We start from the raw sequence: 20,186 nt of genomic DNA, 5'->3' as shown, positions 1-20,186 counted from the left end.
CTCACTGAGTGGTGGTCGTGGCCGGCCGTGACGCGGGGGCGAATCCGGCCGGGGGCGGGGGGAGTTGGGCACCGGCGGAGGCGGCGTAGACGTAGGCGTCGGGGCGCAGGGCCACGGTGGTGACGCGGCGCTCGGTCAACCAGGGCAGCAGGACGCCGTCGCTGTCGACGATCGCGCCCTCGGCAGGGGGCGAGCCCATGGGCAGAACGGCCAGCGACTCGACACCGAGGCGCTCCCACGCGGGCTGCGCGGTGGGCAGCCCGCGGTGCAGCAGCAGCCAACGGCCGGCGAGCGCGTCGTCGAGCCGTACGCGTTCGCCGTCGGGTCCGGTCACCCAGGGCTGCGGGATCTGGTGCCCGGTCGCCCTGGTACGGGGGCGGGCCTGTAGGCCGGCGTCGTAGCGGGCGACGGGGATCCAGTTGGAGTCCTGCATCCAGGCGCCGAAGCCCGGGATGCGGTCCAGGGCGCGCAGGGCGCCGTTGCGGACGCGGGCGACTGGGCGCCGACGTTCAGTGATCATGCGGCCGACGAACACCGCTCTCCTGGTGACCTCCCGCACGTGCGGTTTGCGTTCGGCCTCGTAGCTCTCGAGGACCGTCTCGGGCAGTTCGCCGTGGATGACGGAGTCCAGTTTCCAGCAGAGGTTGGCGACATCGCGTACCCCGGCCGCCATGCCCTGGCCGATCCACGGCGGCATGGCGTGCGCGGCGTCACCGGCGAGGAAGATCCGGCCCATGCGGAAGCGGGTGGCGAAGCGGACGTGGTGGCTGTAGACGGTGGCGCGCAGGACCTTGATGCTGTCGCGGCCGATCCCGTAGCGGGAGATCAGCTGGTACACGGCGTCCTCGGTGACCAGGTGCTTCTCGTCGTCTCCGGGCAGGAGGGGGAACTCGTAGCGGTGGTGGCCGAGCGGGGTCGGGCAGTCCACGGCCGGGCGGGCCGGGTCGCAGTGGAAGCGCAGCTTGTCGTGGTTCGGCCAGGGCTTGAGCATCTTGGTGTCGATGACGACCCAGCGGTCCTCGTACGTCCTGCCCTCGTAGCCGATGTTCAGCTGGGCTCGCGTGAGGCTGGTGCCGCCGTCGGCCGCGATCACGTAGGAGGCGCGCAGTCGGTGGACGGAGTCGTCGGCCGTGCCGACCACGGTCAGTTCCACGCCGTCGGCGTCCTGGCGCAGGCGCAGGCACTCGTGGCGCAGCAGGATCTTCACGTTCGGATAGCGGTCGACTCCGTCGCGCAGGACCTGTTCCAGCGCCGGCTGGTAGATGAACATCTGCGGGGGATGGCCGTGGCCGCGCGGGGTGGGGGCCGCGCTGAGGAACGTGCGGCCGTCGGCGTCGACGAAGTCCACCGGCCGCTCCGTCAGCATGTCCTGCTTGAGGCGCTCGGCCAGGCCGATCCGCTGCCAGATGCGGACGACCTCCTCGTCGGTGGAGATGGCCCGTGCGCGCGTGAAGATCTCGGCGTCCCGTTCCAGGACGACGACGCGCAGTCCCATCGCGCCCAGCAGGTTCGCCGCGGTCACGCCCGTGGGCCCGTAACCGATCACCGCCACGTCGTAGGCGCTGTCTTCGGTCTCTGTCCCGGCCCCGGTCTCGCTCATCAGGCCACCTCACTGTCGATCATGCTGCACGGCTCTTAATGTATCGTTCACTCCAATTGGAACGAGTGCTACGGTAGGGATGTTGCCGAGGACGGTCAAGTGGCCGACGCCAAGCACACCGACGGGAGGGCCCCTGCCATGACGAAGCCGCAGACGACCCGCAAGAAGCGCGCGAACGGAGTGGAGTCGCGGCAGCGCATCCTCGACGCCACCGTGGAGATCGCGGGCGAGCGGGGATACGAAGGCACGTCGATCGCGGCCGTCAGCGCCAAGTGCGGACTGCCCGCCAGCTCGATCTACTGGCATTTCAAGGACAAGGACGACTTGATCGCCGCGGTCATCGAGCGCAGCTTCGACACGTGGCTCGCCGCCGTCGAGCTACCGAGCGAAGAGACCGGAACCCCGCTGGAACGGGTCACCGCCATGGCGGGGAGCGTGGCGAAGTCGCTGATCGACGCCCCCGACTTCCTCCGTCTCGGCCTGATGCTCGCGCTGGAACGCCGTCCCGCCGAGCCCCGCGGCCGCACGGTGTTCCTCCAGGTCCGCGACATCGCGCGCACCAAGATCGCCGAAATGGCCCGGGCGCTCCTCCCCGACCTCGACGAGGAGTCCCTGCACGCCCTGACGACCTACGCCGTCGCGGGCGCCGACGGGCTGTTCATCCAGCGGGAGATCAACGGAGACGACATCGACCTGGTGGCGATGCTCGAACTGCACGCCCAGCTGGTCTACGAGGCGGCGACACGCATGGCGGCGAGGGGCAGGGCATGACGCCGGCGGCTGCCCGGCGGCGCATGGAAGCCGCCCAGCTGCTGCGCGAGGCCGAACGCCGCAGGGCACCTGTCGAACCGCTCACCACGACATGGCCCGACCTCGATCTCGCCGACGCCTACGCCGTCCAGCAGGACAACGTCGCCCGCCGCCTGGCCGCCGGGTCGACGGTGATCGGCCACAAGGTCGGTCTCACCTCGGCCCCGATGCGGGAACTGCTCGGCGTGCACGAGCCGGACTTCGGGCATCTGCTGGACGACATGGTCCACCGCGACGGCGGAACGGTACGCGCCGCCCGGTTCTGCGCTGCGCGCGTCGAACCCGAGATCTGCTTCCGCCTGGCCCGGCCGCTGCGCGGCCCCGGCGTGACCATGGATGACGTGCTGACCGCCGTCGAGTCGGTCGCGCCCGCACTGGAGATCGTCGACAGCCGCATCCGCGACTGGCGGATCACCCTGGCCGACACCGTCGCGGACAACGCCAGCTCGGCGGGACTGGTCTGCGGCTCCTGGACTCCGATGGCGTACGCACCCGACCTCGCGGCGGTGGACGTGGACCTGCTCGTCGACGGAAGCCCTGTGGCGACCGGCAGCAGCAAGGAGGTCCTGGGTCACCCGGCCGCCGCAGTCGCCTGGCTGGCCAACACTCTCGCCGCCTACGGCAAAGGACTGGACCCCGGGCACGTGATCCTGTCCGGCGCCATGACCACGGCTCCCTCCATCGGCGCCGGACAGAAGGCAGAGGCACGCTTCGGATCCCTCGGCTCCGTGTCGGTGTCCTTCATCTGACGACAGCCCGCCCCCCACCCCGGCTGAGACGCCGCGAACCGCACCGGCGACACCCCGCTGCCCGACCTGCCCCGAACTCTTCTTCCGGGTCGCCCACCGCTGCCCGGGTCGGCCGTGCTCGGTCGACGGCCGGACGACGCGACTTCCCCGACGCACCCCGCACACAGCGGACCGCACCCGCACCCCGCACACAGTGGACCGCACTCGCACACAGCGGACCGCACCCGCACACAGCGGACCGCACCCCGCACCCCGCATGAAAGGCCGCTTCATGTCCCCTTCGGCACGACGCATCGACGTCCACCAGCACGTGGTGCCCGACTTCTACCGCGACGAGCTCGCCAAGGCCGGCATCGCCGACGCCGGCGGCCGCGCCCTGCCCGACTGGAGTCCCGAGTCCGCCCTGCGGCTGATGGACCTGCTCCGCACCGCCACGTCGATCCTCTCCGTCTCCACGCCCGGCACCGGCTTCCTCACCGGACCCGCCGAGGCCGCCGACCTGGCCCGACGCCTCAACGACCACTCCGCGGGCCTGGTCACCGACCACCCCGGCCGCTTCGGCTTCTTCGCCACCCTGCCCATGCCCGACGCCGGCGCCTCGGCCACCGAGGCCGCGCGCGCACTGGACGACCTGCGCGCCGACGGCGTCACCCTGCTCGCCAACGCCCGGGGCACCTACCTCGGCGCGGACGGCCAGGACACGCTGTGGCAGACGCTGAACGACCGCGCCGCGGTGGTCTTCGTCCACCCGGCCGAGCTTCCCGCACCCCCGGTCGACGGCATCCCCGCCTTCGCCGCCGACTTCCTCCTGGACACCACCCGCGCCGCCTACCTCCTGGTCCGCAACGGCATCCCGCGCCGCTATCCAGACGTCCGGTTCATCCTCAGCCACGCCGGCGGCTTCGTCCCCTACTCCTCACACCGCATGGCCCTCACCATCGCCAACGACACCGCGCGCAGCCCGCTCGACGTCCTGGACGACTTCCGCTCCTTCTACTTCGACACCGCCCTGTCCGCCAGCCCCGCCGCCCTGCCCACCCTGCTCGCCTTCGCCCGCCCCGGACACGTCCTCTTCGGCAGCGACTGGCCCTTCGCCCCAGCCCCCGCCGGGCAGTACTTCGCCCACGGCCTCGACGGCAACGTCGACCCAGACACACTCAAGGCCGTCAACCGCACCAACGCCGAAGCGCTCTTCCCCCGCCTGGCCGCAACTCCCCAGACGCCGCCCCCGGCCCTGCCGGCCCCGATGCGCCTGCGCCACGCGGCCCAGCGCGGCGCTGCGCGCCTGGTCTTCAAACTCTTCCAGCCCGGCACCGACTAGGACGGATTCCTCATGTCCACCAACCCCGACCGCAAGCCCGACCGCCAGCCCGGCAGCCAGCCCGAAGCCCGGCAGGACGTCGTCGCGACCGGCCGGGCCGGGCACAACGGCGTGCTCTTCGCCATGTGCCTGTCCCTGGTCCTCGTCGTCGCCTCCGTCTCCGCGCTCAACCTCGCCCTGCCCGACCTCGCCATCGACCTGTCGGCCACCAACGGCTCACTGACCTGGATCGCCGACGGCTACACCGTCGCCCTGGCCGCTCTCGTCCTGCCGCTCGGTGCGATCGGAGACCGAATCGGGCGCCGCGACGTCCTCATCGCGGGCACCATCGTCTTCGGCGTCGCCTCCCTGGCGGCGTCCTTCGCCGACTCCACCACCACGCTCATCGTCTGGCGGGTCGTCATGGGCCTGGGGGCCGCGATGATCATGCCGGGCACCCTGTCCACGATCACCGCTGCCTTCCCTCCCGAGCAGCGCACCAAAGGCGTGGCCACCTGGTCCGGATTCGCCGCCGCCGGAGCCATCATCGGCATGCTTGCCGCAGGAGCCCTGCTGGAGTGGTATTCGTGGCGGTCGATCTTCGTCACCAGCGCCGTGGTCGCCCTCGTGGCCGCCATCGCCGCCCTCCTCCTGTCGCCCAACACCAAGGACGAGCACCCCTCCTCGCCCGACGTGCCCGGGGCTGTCTCCACGGCCGTCGGTATCGGCACCCTCGTCTTCGCGATCATTCAGGGCAATGAGCAGGGCTGGACGGAACCCGCCGTGATCGCCGCCCTGGTGGTGACCATGCTGGCCTTCACCGCGTACGCCTGGCTGGGCCTGCGCAGCGAGCACCCCCTGCTCGACCCCGCTCTCTTCGGTATCCGCGGCTTCCGGGCCGGCGCGATCACCGTCCTCGTGCAGTTCATGGCCGTTTTCGGGTTCTTCTTCGTCGGCTTGCAGTACCTTCAGCTCATCCTCGGCTACAGCCCGCTCAAGGCCGCCGCTGCCCTCGTGCCCGTCGCCGTCGTCGTCCTGCCCACCTCCCAGGCCACCCCTCACCTGGTGCGACGGGTCGGGATGAAGGCGACCATGACCGTCGGCCTGCTCCTGCTGAGCGCCGGCCTGTTCGTCATCTCCCGGCTCGATGTCGGATCCGGTTACCTGCCGTTCCTCGGCGGCCTCATCCTGGCGGGCTTCGGCATCGGCCTGTCCGGAGCCGTGGGCACCTCTGCCATCACCGGCTCGCTCGGCCGTGGCCAGCAGGGAGTCGCCTCCGCGATGAACGACACCACACGCGAGGTCGGCTCGGCCGTCGGTATCGCTCTCATGGGATCGATCTACGGCAGCCGCTACCGCTCCAGCCTGCCCGACTCTCTCGACCAGCTCCCCGCCGAAGCCGCCGAGGCCGCACGCGACTCCGCCGCAGCCGGCCTGCACGTCGCAGATCAGCTCGGTGTCCGGGGCGCGGCCCTGGCGGACGGCGTCAAGTCCGCCTTCATGGACGGACTGTCCGCCTCGCTCATCGCCGTCAGCGTCATCGTTCTCGCCGCCGCGATCGGCTGCCTGTTCCGCGCACCGCAGACACCGCCGACATCCGACTGAGCTCCGCGCCGGCCACACAACGTGGCGACTCCGGCGACGGACATCCGACCCGGACCGGGAGAGCACCGACTTCGGCCGCTCGGTGAGTCAGTCGCTGTGAGAGGAATCGGGGAGTGGCGTGCTGGTGTCCGACGGGGCTGCGCTCGCCTCGTCCGAGGGTTCCTCGGTGATGACCGTCACCGTGCTTCCCGCGGCCACCTCGGCTCCGGGCTGCGGAACACTCGAGGTGACGACCGCATCCGATGCGCTGGACGCGTCGGATGCGACACTGACCTGAAGCCCGAGGGATTGCAGGTCGCTCCGCGCCTCGGCAAGGGTCTTGCCCATGATGCCGACGGGTACCTGCACCGTTTCCACCCACTTGGCCACCTTGATGTCCACCGAGGAGTCCGGCTCGACCTCGGTGCCGTACGGGATGCTCTGTCCGATGACCGTTCCGGCTTCCAGCCCCTCGTCTGCCTCGACCTCCGTCGTGCTGCCCAGCGCAAGGCCGTGTTCGGCGAGCAACTCCTCGGCCTCGGAGACGGTCTTGCCGGTGAGGTCCGGCACGGTGGACCTGTCGGCCGCCTCGGCCACGGTGAGGGTGATCTCGGTGCCCTTCTCGACCTTGCGGCCACCTGCCGGATCCTGTTCGAGCACCGTTCCGGGCTCCTCCTCGGATTCGACGTGCCTGGGCCTCACCTTGAAGCCTTTGTCCTCCAGGATTCGCGACGCGTCGCCTTCGTCCTTGTCCGTGATGTCCGGGACCTCGACCTCCGGGGATCCGGTCGATACCACGACGTAGATCGCTTCTCCCCTGTCGACCTCTCCGCTCTGCGGGGTCTGGCTGCAAATGTGGTCCTTGGGCTGATCCTCGCAGGGCGCGCTCCTGCCGACGGTGACTGTCAGGCCGGTGTTGTCTGCCGCGGTGCGAGCAGCGTCCAGAGTCTCACCGACGAGATCTGGCACGGTCACGGTGTCGGCCGCGCCGTCGCTCCCGAACATCAGCCAGCCGATCAGCAGTGCGCCCGCGACCACGAGGAGGCCTGTCGCGCCGAGCAGGACCGCAGCCTTCCTGTTGCCTCCGTCCGGAGGCTCCTCATCCATGTCTTCCGGGAGCCCTCGCACTTCACCGTACTCGTCCGTCTCCGAAGGGGGAGCAGTGATGACGGGGGACACGCCTCTTCCGAGGCATGCCTCGACCTCGGCACGCATCTCGTCGGCGGACCGAGGCCTGAGCTCGGGGTGTTTGGCCAGGGCACGCAAGACCATGGCGTCCGTCTCGGGGGTGACCGCCGGGTTGTAGTGGCTCGGTGGCCACGGCGCGTCCTGCATGTGCTGGTACATCACGGCCATCGGGGAGTCACCGGTGAACGGGGGCCGCAACGCGAGCAGTTCGTACAGCAGGCAGCCGAGGGAGTACAGGTCGGAACGGTCGTCGGCCCGCAGTCCCATGGCCTGTTCGGGGGAGAGGTAGTGTGCGTTTCCGACGACGGGCGAAGTCTGGGACAGGCCGCTGTCGCGGACGTCGCGGGCGATCCCGAAGTCCATGACCTTGACCTGACCGGTATAGGTCAGCATGACGTTGGCGGGTTTGATGTCCTGATGCACGATGCCGCTGCGGTGTGCATGCTCAAGCGCCTGGAGTACGTCGATTGCCATGTCCAGGACATGCTGGGGGCTCAATGTCTGTCCGGAGCGCAGGAGTTCGGACAGGGTGAACCCTTCGATGTACTCCATCACGATGTACGGCAGCGACAGGCCGCCGTGCGGCGCCGTGCCGCCGACCAGCCCGTTGTACGGCACGTCCTCGCCGGTGTCGTAGACCGCGGCGATGGCCGGATGGTTCAGCGATGCGGCGGACTGTGCCTCGCGACGGAACCGGGCTTGGAGTTCGGGGTCCTGGGCCAGGTCGGAGCGCAGTGTCTTCACGGCGACGGCGCGGTCGAGGCGGGTGTCGTGAGCCAGGTGGACCTCGGCCATGCCGCCACGGCCGAGCAGGTGGCCCAGAACGTAGCGGCCGCCCAGAGCCCGCCCCGCCTCACTGTGGGACGGTGCCGTAGGCCAGGCGGCGGCACCGGCGTGGTGCGGTCCGTCACCACTGGCCCAATGGGCGCTGCCGGTGTACGAGGAGGCCCGGTCGTCCGGCCCGCCGAGGCTCACTGGACGCCTCCGTGCGAGGCCGACGCACGGTACTGGGCGGCGATTGCGCCTGTGAGATACAGGCGGGCGGGTTCTTGCGGGCGTTCGTGCGTGGCGGCTATGGACACGTCGCCACCCCTTTCGACTCAGAGGGCCGATGGTCGTAGTTGCGCAGCAGTGTTGGCGTGCTACCGAATCCGTCCGCAGAGGCCGGGGCCAGGCAGGTCAGCCGAGTACGGGCAGCGGACGTGTGGCCACGTCCCAGGCATCGTCGTGCGGCAGGCCGAACATGCGCAGCAGGTTGGCCGCCAGGTGGTCACTGGCCTTCTCGGCATCCATGTGCGGCTCGGCGTCGAGTAGCTGCATGAGTCCCAGAAGGGAGCCTCCGGTACTCGCCAATGCCACTTCGAGGTCTCCGACGCGCAGGCGGCCGGCGGCCTCGCTCGCGCGCAGGAGTGCACGGGCCCGAGGGGCCAGTCCGACCGAGGACACCAGGCGGGGGAGGCCCACGCGGAGCAGGATGCGCGCGACCTGAGGATGGTTGCGCTGAAGACGGCACGTCAGCCGCACACCCACGGCGAACACCTCAGCGGAGTCGTCCAGGTTCGCAACCGTTGACTCCAGTCGCACGCTGTGCTGTTCGAGAGTCATCGACATGGCCGCTTCGAGCAGGTCCGTCTTGTTGGCGAAATGCCCGTAGAAGGTACCGAACCCGACGTTCGCCGCCTCGGTGATCTCCCGAATGCTCATGTCCGCGCGGTGCTGCTCGGAGAGTAAGCGCTGTGCCGCCCCCAGCAGGGCAGCCCGAGTGCGCGCCCTCTGCCGGGAGAGGCGTTCGGATTGACCGGGTTGCGGTGGATGGGTCGTGCAGGGTTTGTCCGCTGCTTCAGCCATGCGCGACACGCTACTCATGTTGATGAAAAAATCAAAACCGATCGAGGTAGACGAATCTGATCGACGAATCCGATGATCTCGTCAGTGCCGACAGGAGATCCGCCTCGACCGGATCCTGCCGAGACGTCGTGTGATCCCGCATTCCGCATGCTTCGCCCCGCCCGTATCCGGTCCGGGAGCGGCATGCGACTCCAGCAATCCTCGTCACTAGGAGTTGTCATGGTCCAAGGTGATCGTTCCCCCTCTCGCCGACTCGGTCGGCGAGGTGTGCTGAAGGCCGCCGGCATGGCCGGTGCCGCAGCGGTCGGCGGCACGGCCGCGCTGGCCGCCAACAGGGCGGCTGCTGCTGCCGCGGCACCGGCGTCACTTCCTGCGGGCAACTACCGCATCGACGTGCACTGCCACATCATCCCGGACTTCTACCGCGAGTCCCTGGCCGACCACGACATCACTGACATCGGTGGTGTGCCGGTCCCTGACTGGACTCCGGAGCTGGCGGTGGACTTCATGAATCGCTACGGGATCCAGACCCAGGTCGTCTCCGTCTCCGAACCGGGTGTCGAGTACCTGCCGACGTCCGAGGCGCGTATGGAGATGGCCCAGAAGCTGAACGACTACATCAGCGAGACCCTGGTCCACACCCGTGACGCCAACCTGGCCCGGCGCTTCGGAGGCTTCGCGCTGCTTCCCCTGGGAGACCTGAGCTCGCCGGACGACATCCAGAACGCCATCACCGAGGCCAGGCGGGCGATCAACGAGCTCAAGCTGGACGGTATCGGCATCTTCAGCAGCTACGCCGGGGGCTATCTGGGAGACCCCCGTCTCGACCCGCTGATGGAGGCGCTGGACGACCTGGGCGCGATGGTCTTCATCCACCCGGTCACCCCGCAGCACTACCCTGACCTGGATCTGCCGCCGTTCCTCTACGAGTTCACCTTCGACACCACCCGCGCGCTGGTCAACATGCTCTACAAGAAGATCTACACGCGCTACACGGGGATCCGCTGGCTCGGCGCACACGCAGGCGGGACACTGCCGTACATCTCGTACCGCACCAGCCTGCTCTACTCCAGGACCGTGGGACTGGCGCAACTGCTCGGCCTCGACGGGCTCGACGACGCCAGCGTGCTGTACAGGCGGTTGTTCGTCGACACCGCCCTGTCTCCTGCTCCGCAGTCGATGAAGTCGGTCAAGGAGCTGACCGGTGTCGGTCACATCCTGTTCGCCACGGACTGGCCGTTCACCGCGGAGCTGTTCCCGGCCGCCGGGGATCCCGCTCCTCAGCTCGACGAGGCCTTCACCTCGAACGAGCGGCTGAGGGTCGAGCGGGGCAACGCGCGAAAGCAGTTCCCCCGTCTCGTCAAGCGCCTGGAAAAGTGACGGGGAGCCCGCCTGCCCCTCAGGCGCGCGGTGGCGGCGCCGGGGGCAGCGGGCGCCGGGCGACGTCGTCAGCGTCCTCGGGAGACAAGCCGAGCATGCGCAGGACAAGGGCGGCTGTCCGCTCGCTGGTCTCGGGGCCCACGACCCCTGGGTGGCGGGATTCGAGTTCGAGCAGTCCCAGCAGCGCGCCCCCCACCGCCGAGAGCGTGATGTCAGGGCTGTCCACCGTGAAGCGGCCGCTGGCCACGCCGGCCTCGATGTCACGCAGGGCCCGGGGGGCGAGACCGCTCTCGGCATGCAGCTGTGCCATACCGCGGTGGCGGAGGATCTTGGCCAGCTCCGGGTGGGTGCCCACCATGCCGATGGTCAGACGGACGTTGGCGGCGATCACTTCGGCGGGGTCGTCGAGCACCGCCGTGACGTCGTCCAGCAATTGCCCGTACTCCTCCAGCGCGTCCGCCACGGCCGCGTCGAACAGTGCGGACTTGCTTTCGAAGTGGTTGAAGAACGTTCCGAAGCCGACATCCGCTTGTTCCGCGATCTTCTGGATGCTCGTGTCCGGCATCGCGTTCTCCTCAGCCAGGATGACGCGAGCGGCGGCGATCAGGGAGCGCCGGGTCTGGGCCCGGCGGCGTTCGAAGCGGGTCTCGGCGCGGGGCGGCTTCTGCTCTGGCATGGCACCAGCGTAGATCACTGTCATGTACCGGCGGTGAGGCTGCCGAGGCCGGCGGCGGGTGCCCGGTCGGAAACGCCTGGAGCCGCGCAGCAGGACGCTGTCCAGGAGACTCCGCACCGGGCGGCCACTGAGAAGCCCGGTCACCGTTGCCGGAAGTACATCCGGCCAGCCGGCTGCGCGACGCCCTCGTCGCAGCCCTCGGCGAACTGCCGCAAGGGGCACGGCCCCCGGCTCAGGCGTTCGCCGCAGCTCCGGCGCTCCGCGCCTGCGACGTTGCGACGAGCTTGCGAGCCCACCGTCCCCGAGGGAGCTCTTATGCCAGGGGGTTGACCAGGAGCAGTTCCGTGTTGCGGTCGGTCGTCTCACCCAACTGGTCGAGGTTTACGTGCAGGTCGTTGTAGGACAGCTCGCGGTACAGCGATGCCAGACCTGGCGCCGAGAAGTCGCCGTATCCGGCCGCGTACGGGGCGTCCGCCTCGACCAGCGTGGTGAACAGCGACAGCGTGCCGTCTTTGTTGTCGGCGACCTCGATCAGCCGGGCGAGCTGAGGGGAATCGATGTGTGAGGCGGTGTTGATCTCCCAGAACCCCAGTTCGGGCCGGTCGCCGGCGTGCGGCGTGATCTTGTTGGCGTGCGTGTGCCCGTTGACCCACGCGACGACATTCGGGTAACGGTTCAGCAGTGCCACGAGTGCTGCGCCGGGCAGCCGTGGGTCCAGCGGATGCCGACGGTCGGGCAGCAGGTTACCCATCGTCGTGGACGTGTGATGGCTGAACAGTACGAACAGTTCGTCACTCACGGACTGGCGCACACGCGTGCCGTCATTCGTCCAGTACACCGAGCTGTTCTGCCGCAGTTGCCTCTCGAGCCACCTGAGCTGGCGTTGCCCGATCGAGCCGTCAGCCAGCGCCGTCGTGGTCGTGTCCAGGGAGATGCCGGTGATGCCCGGAGCCAGGCAGAACGAGTAGTAGACGTCCTGGCCGTCCGCGTTGTCCTCGGTGAAGCCGTGCCCGGCGGGTCCGGAACGGCCGGGCGCCTCCAGGTGCGCGCGGACGAACTCGCCCGGGGTGAACGGGCGGCGGCGCTGGTCGGGGGTGACTTCGCGGACGACCCCTGCGCTGGTCAGATCCTTGACCGAGAGGGAGGGTCCCGGCTCGCGCAGCGCACGCGCGATGCGCCGCATGTCCCCCTCGTCGCGGCCGATCACCTTCCAGCGGCCGGTGTACCACTCCTCGGTGCCGGGCATGTCGGCCAGCGTCCCGGCGACGGAGTCGTCGTGGTTGCCGAACGTGCAGAACCACGGCAGGGCGAGGCCGGGTGAGGTCACCGTCTTCCCGGCGGCTTCGAGCAGCCCCGGGATCGTGGGGAAGCCCTTGTCGGTCCAGGCCCCGGCGATCGCACGGCCGGGGTTCCAGTAGTGCGAGGAGCCGGAGGTCTGGACGCCTTCGAACCGGGCCGGGTCGCCTGATGTCGGGGTGAACTGCCCGCCGTTGAGCAGGGCGAGGAACCAGTCGAGTTCGAGCAGTTCGTGGTTGTCGGTGTTGTCGCCCGTGGTGATGACCGCATCGAGCCTGCGGCCGGTGAACGGCCCGTCGCGCAAGGCGTTGATCCGCTCCACCAGTGCGATCGTCGCCACCGGGGCCAGTGCCTCCTGTGGCCGGTGTGCCGACGGGATCAGCGGGTGCACGTACTCGAACCGTGCCGGGCTCTCAGCGTCCAGCACATGCAGGTCCGTCAGCTGTGCGAATGCGGTCACAGCCGTACGACGGTCGTCGCGGCTCGCCCGCCCGGTCGCAAGGTCCTCGCGCACCACCAGTGGCCAGCCCGGGCCTGACGCGAGGCGCGTGTAGGAGTCGGTGCCGGCCGTGACCGGCGTGGCAACTGCCTGGAGAGTGGTGCCGTCCACCGATATCGCCCGTCCCGTACCGGCAACGAGGGACGCGGCCCTTGCGGCAGTGCCTCCGAGCGCTACTCCTGCTCCCACCAGGCCGCCCAAAGCGATCAGTTCGCGTCTCGTCAGCCCGCTCATGTCTGCTCCGTCCCCTCAGCGCACAAGTCTGAGTACATGATCAGTAGTGATGTTGTGGTCACCGTAGGAGGCGGGAGGGGACGGTTGATGGCTGCGAGGTGAACATCCGGAGGGCGCGAGGGGTGTCCGGCACCTGCCCGAAGGCGGTGGGAGTGGTGTGCTGGTCGGCCCTCGGAGGTGGGCGCCGGCCGCAGGGGTCAGATGTCGAACGCGGGAGGCAGAGGCTCTCGTACGATGCGGCGCGCCTCGCTCGATTCCACGGCGAGTGAGACGAGCACGCCTTCTGCCAGCTGATCGGCCGATGCGCCGGCATCGGCCTCCGGATGTGCATCGAGGAACTGCACCACACCCAGCAGGGCTCCCAGGATCGCCATGAGGGCGAACTCGACGTCCGCAGGGGCGGCGAACCGCCCCGACTTCACGCCGGCCGCGAGATTGGCCCGGGCTCGGGCGGTCAGGCCCGCGTCGTCGAGGAGCAGTCTGGTGCCCTGGTGAAGCAGGATGCGGGCCATCTCGGGCTGCTTCCGCTGCAGCCGTCCGGTGCTGCGGATGCCCAGGGCGAGCACGCGTGCCGGATCGTCAATGCCCCGCGTAAGGCTGTCCAGGACCTCGCCGTGGTTCGCGAGGGTCACGTGGATCGCTTCCTCGAAGAGCTCTTCCTTCGAGGTGAAGTGGTTGAAGAAGGAGCCGAAGCCCACGTTGGCGGTTTCGGTGATCTCCCGGATGGTGACGTGCGTCCGCCGCTGAGCCAGGAGGGTCTGCGCGGCTGACACGAGCGCCGCATGCGTGCGTGCCCTCTGGCGGCCCGTCCGTCCTCCGGGGGTCCTGCCGGACTTCGCGGTGTTCGCCTCGGGGGTCATGCAGCCTGCCTTCAGTACCGCGGCACTCATTCTGATGGTCCGGTCACCTGTGATGGTAGTCGCGCTCTTGTCCGAGCTCACCCAGCCGTGCCGCGGCACCCGCCTGAGGGCCGGGTTTCACCCCAGGGTCCGCAGAATTGATGAAATCATCAGCCGGCATTGACCTGGGGCGAGGAGGATGGCTAGATTGATCGATAGATCAGTCATGAGGGGTCGATCAGCCATCGACCGTCATCGGCCGGATGATCTGCGGTTTCACCTCTGCGGGCGGGGTGTTCGCAATCCCTGGCCGATGAGCCACGGTCCGCGTCGCGGGCGGTGGGCTCGCCCCGACTGAGCGCTTTTCATCCAACTCGAGCACGAGGTTTGACATGCCCACGCAAAGAAGTCGCGCCATGCGCAGGCTCAGCATCTCGCTCGCACTGTGTTCCGGCATCAGCGCCGTCACGCTGCTGCCGAGTTCCAGCGATGCGGCTCAGCAGAAAGTGTCCGTGGTGAGCTTGGGGGCGGGAAGGAACGCCGATGGGCTGGCCACCGCTGCGATCCAGGCACTCGGTGAGCACCCGCGTGACGCGCGCATCTCCAGCGGCGTGAGTTTCAGCGCCGTCTCCACGCTCGTCGACCCGGACGGCACGACGCACACACGGCTCGACCGCACCTACAAGGGCATACCGGTCCTCGGGGGTGACCTCGTCGTCCACCTCAAGCGCAACGGCGCGTGGAGAGGTATATCGCAGACCCTCGGCGCGCCACTGAATCTGGCGAGCCGTGCGAGCGTCGCCGCCGACCGCGCCGTCGCCGAGGCTCTCGCCGCCCGGGACGGGCTGCGCGGCATCTCCGGTGTCAAGACCGACGGTGAGCCGCGCCTGGTCGTCGACGCGACCGGCAGCACCCCGCGCCTCGCGTGGGAGGTGACCACCACCGGCACACAGTACGACGGGACGCCGAGCCGCCTGGCGACCTACGTCGACGCGGCCAGCGGCAAGGTCATCCGTGACGTCCAGCAGATCCGGAGCCTGCGCGCCACGGACGTCACGAAGGCCGCCGCAGCGTCCGGCGATACCGCCGAATCCCAGGACAGCAGGGCGTTCGACGAGGCGAAGGCCCGCCAGAGGGCGTCCGACGGATCCCTTCAGGGCGTTCCCGCCACAGGCAGGACGCTCTACAGCGGCGACGTGGAACTCGGTGTGGTGCCGTTGGCCGACGGCTACGTCATGCAGGACCCCGCCCACGGATGGTCCTTCACGACCGACATGCTCAACCTCAGTGACGGACCGCTGTGCAGCACCGAGGGCTACTGCTGGAACGGGGTGCCGGTCGCTGAAGACACGACGGTCTTCGGCGACGGAACGACCGACGCGCGCGACTCGGCGGCGGCTGACGCCCAGTACGGCACCGACGTCACCTGGGACTACTACAACGACGTGCACAAGCGTCAGGGCATCTGGGACATCCCGGTGGGCTCCTACAACCGCGTCCACTACCAGCACAAGTACGTCAACGCGTTCTGGGACGGCGAGAAGATGACCTACGGCGACGGCGACGGCGTCGAGTTCGGTCCTCTGACCTCACTGGACGTCGCCGGACACGAGATGTCCCACGGTGTCACGGAGAACACCGCGCGGCTCGCGTACTTCGGCGAGGCCGGCGGGCTCAACGAGGCCACCTCCGACGTCTTCGGCACGATGGTCGAGTTCTACGCCGACAACGCCACCGATCGCGGCGACTACCTCATCGGCGAGCAGTTCGACCTCCAGAAGCACACCGGCTTCCGCCGCATGGACGACCCGGCCTCCGACGGGGACTCCCTCGGCTGCTGGAGCCCGCGGGCGAAGGTGGTCGACGTCCACTACTCCAGCGGTATCGGCAACCACTTCTACTACCTGCTCGCGGAGGGCTCGGGCGAGAAGACGATCAACGGTACCGTCCACAACTCGCCGACCTGCAACGGCTCCGCCGTGACCGGCATCGGCCGTGACAAGGCGCAGGCGATCTGGTACCGGGCTCTGACGACGTACATGACCGCCCTCACCAACTACAAGCTCGCCCGCGTGGCGACCCTCCAGGCCGCAGCGGACCTGTACGGAGAGGACAGCGCCGAGTACACCGCGGTCGGCGACTCCTGGGACGCCGTGAGCGTCACCGGTATCCCGATCGAGCTGCCGAACTGACGCTCTTTCCGGGCACCTGAGCGCGTCCTGCCGGCCCAGTGGCCGAGACGCCCTGCGCAGTATCGAGGGCGTCGGCTGCTGCCGGACTGCCGTGCTCTGAAGCAGCCCCCTGGTCGGAGGGCCTGTGAAGCCACCCGGGCCAGGGGGCCGTTGCTTCTCACGGTGCAGGAAATCCGCGGGCTGTCTGCCACGGACCGAGCAGCGCCTCTTCGAGGAGGCCGTGACGGCCTAGCGGAGCGTGCCGGGATCAGCGGCGAGGGGTTGTTCGGTCCAGATGGTCTTTCCGCTCCGGGCGTAGCGGCTGCCCCAGCGGGTGGTGAGCTGGGCGATGAGGAACAGACCTCGGCCACCTTCGTCGGACCAACGGGCGCGTCGCAGCCGTGGCTGGGTGTTGCTGGGATCGCTGACCTCGCAGACCAGCACGTTCTCCCGGATCAGGCGCAGGCCGATGGGACCGCCCGCGTACCGGACGGCGTTGGTCACGAGTTCACTGACGACCAGCTCGGTGGTGAAGGACACCTCGTCCAGTCCCCATGCGGTCAGCTGCCCGGCCGCCGCCCCGCGGGCCGCGGCGACGACGGACGCGTCTGCGGGGAATTCCCACGTCGCGGTGTTCTCCGCAGCGATGGCACGCGTGCGTGCCAGGAGCAGGGCCATGTCGTCGCGGCCCGGAGCATCGCCCAGGCTCCGGACAAGCTCGTGTCCCACACCCTCCAGACCACGGCCGGGGCCGGCGAACCGCGCGAGACCGTCGTTCAGCCGCCGCAGACCGGCGTCGGGATCGTGGTCGTCGCGGTAGACGACGCCCTTGGTGTACACCGTGATGACGCTGCCGGGCTCGACGTCGAACGTGGTCGCCTCGAACGGCATTCCGCCCACACCGAGCAACGGTCCGGGCGAGATCTCGACGGATCTGACGGTGCCGTCGGGCCGGACCACGACGGGCGGTGGGTGTCCGGCGCTGGCCAGGGTGCACTGGCAGGTGACGGGGTCGTAGACGGCGTACAGGCAGCTGGCGGCGACGATGTCCTCTTGGTGGGGCGCCTCGCCCTGGAGCTGCTGGACGAGGTCGTCGAGGTGGGTGAGGAGTTCGTCCGGGTCCAGTTCCAGGTCGGCCAGGGTGTCGACGGCGGTGCGCAGCCGGCCCATGGTGGCGGTGGCCTGCAAACCGTGTCCCGTGACGTCGCCCGCGACGAGGGCGACGCGGAAGGACGAAAGGGGTATGACGTCGTACCAGTCGCCACCGATCTCCGCTCCGCCTCCCGCAGGCACGTAGAACCCCGCGGTCTCCGCCGCGGGGGTGTCGGTGGTGGCTGCGGGGAGCAGGCGCTGCTGTAGGGCGACGGCCGCCCGGTGCTCGCGCGTGTAGCGGCGGGCGTTGTCCACGCCGAGCGCGGCCCGGGACGCCATCTCCGTCAGCAGGTCCGCGTCCTCCTGGCCGAAGGGGACGGGTTGGCGGGTGCGCCAGACGACCACGGTGCCGAGGACGAGGCCGCGGGCGAACAGAGGAGCCGCGATCACCGAGTGGCCGTGCTCGGGGACGAACAGATGGGCCAGCTCCGAGTGCCCCTCAGCCGCGGCGATCACGCTGTCCAGGTCGGGCAGGAGGATGGTCTCGCCCTGCCCGATTCTCCGCAGAAGCGCGACATCCGGCAGCGCGGGCGGAACCGCGCCCACGGCCGGGAGACCGGCGGGCCAGCCGTCAGCGGGCGGGGCCACCCCGATCCGGTGCAAGTTCCACCGCCCCGGGCCGAGCATCTTCGGGGGTTCGTCCCCTTCGAGGACGGCTTCGGACAGGGCTACCCAGGCCACGTCGCCGAGGTCCGGAACGAGGACGTCGGCCAGTTCCTGCGCGGTGTGCGCCACGTCCAGCGTGGCTCCGATGCCCGCTCCGGCCTTGGTCAGCAGTTCCTTGCGCCGCTCGGCCCGGTACCCGTCGGTGATGTCGACGTACGTCTGGCAGATGCCGAGGGGACGGTCGCTCGGGCCGGTCAGCCGGAAGGTGGACAGCGACCACATCCGGTCGCGGTCCGGACCGGCCGCAGGACTCCCGCGCGCCGACAGGCCGAGGACGGACTCACCGGTTTCCCGCACCTGCCGCAGAGCCCGGTCGATCGTCGCGGAGTCGACCTGAGAGGTGTCCGCGCCGACGTGTCGGCCGATGAGCTGGTCTCCAGGGCGGGTGAGGACCTGCTCCGCCGCTCCGTTCAGCAACCGGTACCGCAACTCGCCGTCCATGATGGCGATGGGGACGGGAGACTGTTCGAACAGGGCCCGCATCATTGCCCGGTCGATGTCCTCCCGCTCAACCTGCCGAGCGTTCCCTGCGCGGATCGACCATCCCGCCCGGCCCTCCCGGTCCGTGAGCGGGCGCACACGCAGCGCGATCCTCGCCACGCGCCCGCCACGGTGAAGCAAGGCGAGAACGCCGTCCCAGCTCCGGCCGACGCCAGGCCGGTCGCGCCAGGCCAGCGCCGCTTCGCGGTCCCCATACGTGGCCAGCAGCTCCACGGCCGGTGTGCCGCAGACCTCCTTCGCCGGGTATCCGAGGAGAGCTTCCGCTTCCGCGCTCCACAGCTGGACGGTGCCCACCTGGTCCACCCAGGCGGTGGCGGGACAGGGCTCCGGCGGCGGGCCTTCCTCTCCCGCGCCGGCCCCCTTGGGATTCGCGGGTCCGCTCATCGGCATCAGTCCGTTCCTGGCCTGCCCCCTGGCCATCATAGGAGAAGGGGCCATTCGGTACGTCTTGAGACGCTATGGGGAGAAACCTCCCACGTCGGCATCCCCGACGAGCGGGCCCGTCAATGGCATCCCTGAGCACTTCGCAGCCCTCGCTCACGCTCTGGCTGGCGGTGTGCCACGCGACCTGATCCGGTACGCCGCAGAACCCGGCTCCGGCCCCGCCGGAGACCGGACGCTCCTCGCACCCACTGAGCTGGGAATAATCGGTGTACGGGTCGACGCCGACCAGAAGAGCGCGCTTCATGGGTCAGACCGAGTCGATGAAGTCGGCCACGTTTTGAAGCCGTGCAAGAGCCGGGTGACGTTGCGCTGCTGCTGCTGCTGCTGCTGCTGGGCCGGGGCGATCGGCTGGGGCGGCATGAGCCCGTTGATCTCGTAGCCGAGGTGGACGATGCGGGGCTCGTGGACGGTCAGCGGCTGCCGACGGGCAGCGGCCGCCCGGTCCGGCGGGCCTGGTCCTGCACGGCGAGGACGTCGATTCAGTCCGGTCCCACACGGTCGGTCAGACGCTGGCGCAGGGCGGTCCGTTGTCCCGGGTGGCGGCGGCCCAGATCCCGCTGCGCGTGACGAGGTGATGGACCAGCGGCCATTTCAGGCAGTCGCTGACGAGGGGGGCAGATGGAGCAGACCCGGCGGGCCCGCTCCAGCTTCTTCTCCATGGCTGCCGGGGCGCGGGTGCAGTCGCCGGTGGTGTCGGAGACGCAGAAACGGCTCATGGCGTAACCCTTCGCTTCGGGTGGGTGCGGTTGCTGAGGGCTGACGGTCGTGCGGGGACGTCACGCGTGGCCGCCGTCCCGGTGTTCGTGGACGGCGATCAGGTCGCTGATCGTGTCGGCGGTGGCCTGCCCGACCCAGTGGCCGGACGTGGTGAACACGGGCACGAAGTCGCGGTCGGCGTCGACGAGCGCGATGTGGTCGCCCCGCCGCAGCACGAGGCTGGAACGCGCAGACACGGGTGAGGTCGCGCAGCGCAGGAACACCGCGCCGCCGATGAGGAGCTGGGAGCGGATGACCGTGCTGTTGCCGAGGTCTTCGGTCAGCGGGGTCCGGGTGGCCTGGACGACGCCGATACCCCTCTTGAGGGACCGACGGGTCAGCTGCTCCACGATCGCCTTCGCCTCCAGGTGACAGGGCGAGGAGGCCGACAGCAGCATGTGGTGAGCCTCGTCGATGGCGACCAGGACCAGTGGGAGCCGACGCGGCGGCGGTGGCCGCACCAGCTTCTTGTGGTGTTCAATACGGTTGCTGG

Annotated in this window: 14 protein-coding genes; 6 read left to right on the top strand and 8 right to left on the bottom strand. The window is 69.5% G+C overall.

Going from position 1 to position 20,186, the window contains the following annotated elements:
• Position 1 precedes the first annotated feature (1 nt).
• Positions 2–1,600 (bottom strand): bifunctional 3-(3-hydroxy-phenyl)propionate/3-hydroxycinnamic acid hydroxylase, encoded by a 1,599-nt coding sequence (locus ACIQGV_RS38585; protein ID WP_402503901.1) that lies wholly within the window; start codon positions 1,598–1,600, stop codon positions 2–4.
• A 138-nt stretch (positions 1,601–1,738) separates the two neighbouring features.
• On the opposite strand from ACIQGV_RS38585, the gene ACIQGV_RS38580 reads away from it, so the two are divergent.
• From ACIQGV_RS38580 to ACIQGV_RS38565, 4 genes are all read left to right on the top strand, one after another.
• Positions 1,739–2,371, top strand: coding sequence for a TetR family transcriptional regulator (locus tag ACIQGV_RS38580; RefSeq protein WP_402503898.1), 633 nt, complete (start codon positions 1,739–1,741; stop codon positions 2,369–2,371).
• Positions 2,368–3,159: a 2-keto-4-pentenoate hydratase gene (locus tag ACIQGV_RS38575; RefSeq protein WP_402503895.1), complete on the top strand. Its 792-nt coding sequence runs from the start codon at positions 2,368–2,370 to the stop codon at positions 3,157–3,159. Before ACIQGV_RS38580 ends, ACIQGV_RS38575 begins: the two co-directional genes overlap by 4 nt.
• A 271-nt stretch (positions 3,160–3,430) precedes the next feature.
• A complete protein-coding gene (locus tag ACIQGV_RS38570) occupies positions 3,431–4,480 on the top strand; it encodes an amidohydrolase family protein (protein WP_402503893.1) in 1,050 nt (349 codons plus the stop codon).
• Between the two features lie 12 nt (positions 4,481–4,492).
• The gene (locus ACIQGV_RS38565; RefSeq protein WP_402503890.1) at positions 4,493–6,064 is read left to right on the top strand and encodes an MFS transporter; all 1,572 of its coding nucleotides are present in this window, start codon (positions 4,493–4,495) and stop codon (positions 6,062–6,064) included.
• Between the two features lie 87 nt (positions 6,065–6,151).
• Here the strand turns inward: ACIQGV_RS38565 and pknB are convergent, their stop codons facing one another.
• Both pknB and ACIQGV_RS38555 read right to left on the bottom strand, forming a co-directional pair.
• On the bottom strand, positions 6,152–8,206 hold the full coding sequence (pknB, locus tag ACIQGV_RS38560; RefSeq protein WP_402503887.1) for a Stk1 family PASTA domain-containing Ser/Thr kinase: 2,055 nt from the start codon (positions 8,204–8,206) through the stop codon (positions 6,152–6,154).
• A gap of 204 nt (positions 8,207–8,410) precedes the next feature.
• Positions 8,411–9,079, bottom strand: a complete 669-nt coding sequence (locus ACIQGV_RS38555; protein WP_402503885.1) for a TetR/AcrR family transcriptional regulator — start codon at positions 9,077–9,079, stop codon at positions 8,411–8,413.
• A gap of 285 nt (positions 9,080–9,364) precedes the next feature.
• On the opposite strand from ACIQGV_RS38555, the gene ACIQGV_RS38550 reads away from it, so the two are divergent.
• Positions 9,365–10,459 carry an amidohydrolase family protein gene (locus ACIQGV_RS38550; RefSeq protein WP_402503882.1) on the top strand — a complete coding sequence of 365 codons (1,095 nt, stop codon included), beginning with the start codon at positions 9,365–9,367 and terminating at the stop codon, positions 10,457–10,459.
• 19 nt (positions 10,460–10,478) lie between these two features.
• Here ACIQGV_RS38550 and ACIQGV_RS38545 read toward each other — a convergent pair whose 3' ends face one another.
• The 3 genes from ACIQGV_RS38545 to ACIQGV_RS38535 form a co-directional block, all read right to left on the bottom strand.
• Entirely contained in the window at positions 10,479–11,135 is a 657-nt protein-coding gene (locus ACIQGV_RS38545) for a TetR/AcrR family transcriptional regulator (protein ID WP_402503879.1), read from the bottom strand.
• 313 nt (positions 11,136–11,448) lie between these two features.
• On the bottom strand, positions 11,449–13,164 hold the full coding sequence (locus ACIQGV_RS38540) for a TIGR03767 family metallophosphoesterase (protein ID WP_402503877.1): 1,716 nt from the start codon (positions 13,162–13,164) through the stop codon (positions 11,449–11,451).
• Positions 13,165–13,361: 197 nt separating this feature from the next.
• A complete protein-coding gene (locus ACIQGV_RS38535) occupies positions 13,362–14,024 on the bottom strand; it encodes a TetR/AcrR family transcriptional regulator (protein ID WP_402503875.1) in 663 nt (220 codons plus the stop codon).
• A 395-nt stretch (positions 14,025–14,419) separates the two neighbouring features.
• On the opposite strand from ACIQGV_RS38535, the gene ACIQGV_RS38530 reads away from it, so the two are divergent.
• Positions 14,420–16,195, top strand: coding sequence for a M4 family metallopeptidase (locus ACIQGV_RS38530; RefSeq protein ID WP_402503873.1), 1,776 nt, complete (start codon positions 14,420–14,422; stop codon positions 16,193–16,195).
• A gap of 228 nt (positions 16,196–16,423) precedes the next feature.
• Here ACIQGV_RS38530 and ACIQGV_RS38525 read toward each other — a convergent pair whose 3' ends face one another.
• The gene (locus tag ACIQGV_RS38525) at positions 16,424–18,877 is read right to left on the bottom strand and encodes a SpoIIE family protein phosphatase (RefSeq protein WP_402503871.1); all 2,454 of its coding nucleotides are present in this window, start codon (positions 18,875–18,877) and stop codon (positions 16,424–16,426) included.
• Positions 18,878–19,713: 836 nt separating this feature from the next.
• Complete coding sequence (locus ACIQGV_RS38520) at positions 19,714–20,154, bottom strand: hypothetical protein (protein ID WP_402503869.1); 441 nt, start codon at positions 20,152–20,154, stop codon at positions 19,714–19,716.
• Positions 20,155–20,186 lie beyond the last annotated feature (32 nt).

This window comes from Streptomyces sp. NPDC093094, assembly GCF_044754345.1.
Classification (GTDB): domain Bacteria; phylum Actinomycetota; class Actinomycetes; order Streptomycetales; family Streptomycetaceae; genus Streptomyces.
The sequence above is the reverse complement of the archived record's forward strand: the minus strand, read 5'-3'. Positions and strand labels throughout refer to the sequence as shown.

Excerpts from the sequence above, each read along its gene's own strand:
- ACIQGV_RS38585 (WP_402503901.1), bottom strand. The coding sequence starts at position 1,600 with ATGAGCGAGACCGGGGCCGGGACAGAGACCGAAGACAGCGCCTACGAC.
- ACIQGV_RS38580 (WP_402503898.1), top strand. The coding sequence starts at position 1,739 with ATGACGAAGCCGCAGACGACCCGCAAGAAGCGCGCGAACGGAGTGGAG.
- ACIQGV_RS38575 (WP_402503895.1), top strand. The coding sequence starts at position 2,368 with ATGACGCCGGCGGCTGCCCGGCGGCGCATGGAAGCCGCCCAGCTGCTG.
- ACIQGV_RS38570 (WP_402503893.1), top strand. The coding sequence starts at position 3,431 with ATGTCCCCTTCGGCACGACGCATCGACGTCCACCAGCACGTGGTGCCC.
- ACIQGV_RS38565 (WP_402503890.1), top strand. The coding sequence starts at position 4,493 with ATGTCCACCAACCCCGACCGCAAGCCCGACCGCCAGCCCGGCAGCCAG.
- ACIQGV_RS38555 (WP_402503885.1), bottom strand. The coding sequence starts at position 9,079 with ATGGCTGAAGCAGCGGACAAACCCTGCACGACCCATCCACCGCAACCC.
- ACIQGV_RS38550 (WP_402503882.1), top strand. The coding sequence starts at position 9,365 with ATGGCCGGTGCCGCAGCGGTCGGCGGCACGGCCGCGCTGGCCGCCAAC.
- ACIQGV_RS38545 (WP_402503879.1), bottom strand. The coding sequence starts at position 11,135 with ATGCCAGAGCAGAAGCCGCCCCGCGCCGAGACCCGCTTCGAACGCCGC.
- ACIQGV_RS38540 (WP_402503877.1), bottom strand. The coding sequence starts at position 13,164 with ATGAGCGGGCTGACGAGACGCGAACTGATCGCTTTGGGCGGCCTGGTG.
- ACIQGV_RS38535 (WP_402503875.1), bottom strand. The coding sequence starts at position 14,024 with ATGACCCCCGAGGCGAACACCGCGAAGTCCGGCAGGACCCCCGGAGGA.
- ACIQGV_RS38530 (WP_402503873.1), top strand. The coding sequence starts at position 14,420 with ATGCGCAGGCTCAGCATCTCGCTCGCACTGTGTTCCGGCATCAGCGCC.
- ACIQGV_RS38525 (WP_402503871.1), bottom strand. The coding sequence starts at position 18,877 with ATGAGCGGACCCGCGAATCCCAAGGGGGCCGGCGCGGGAGAGGAAGGC.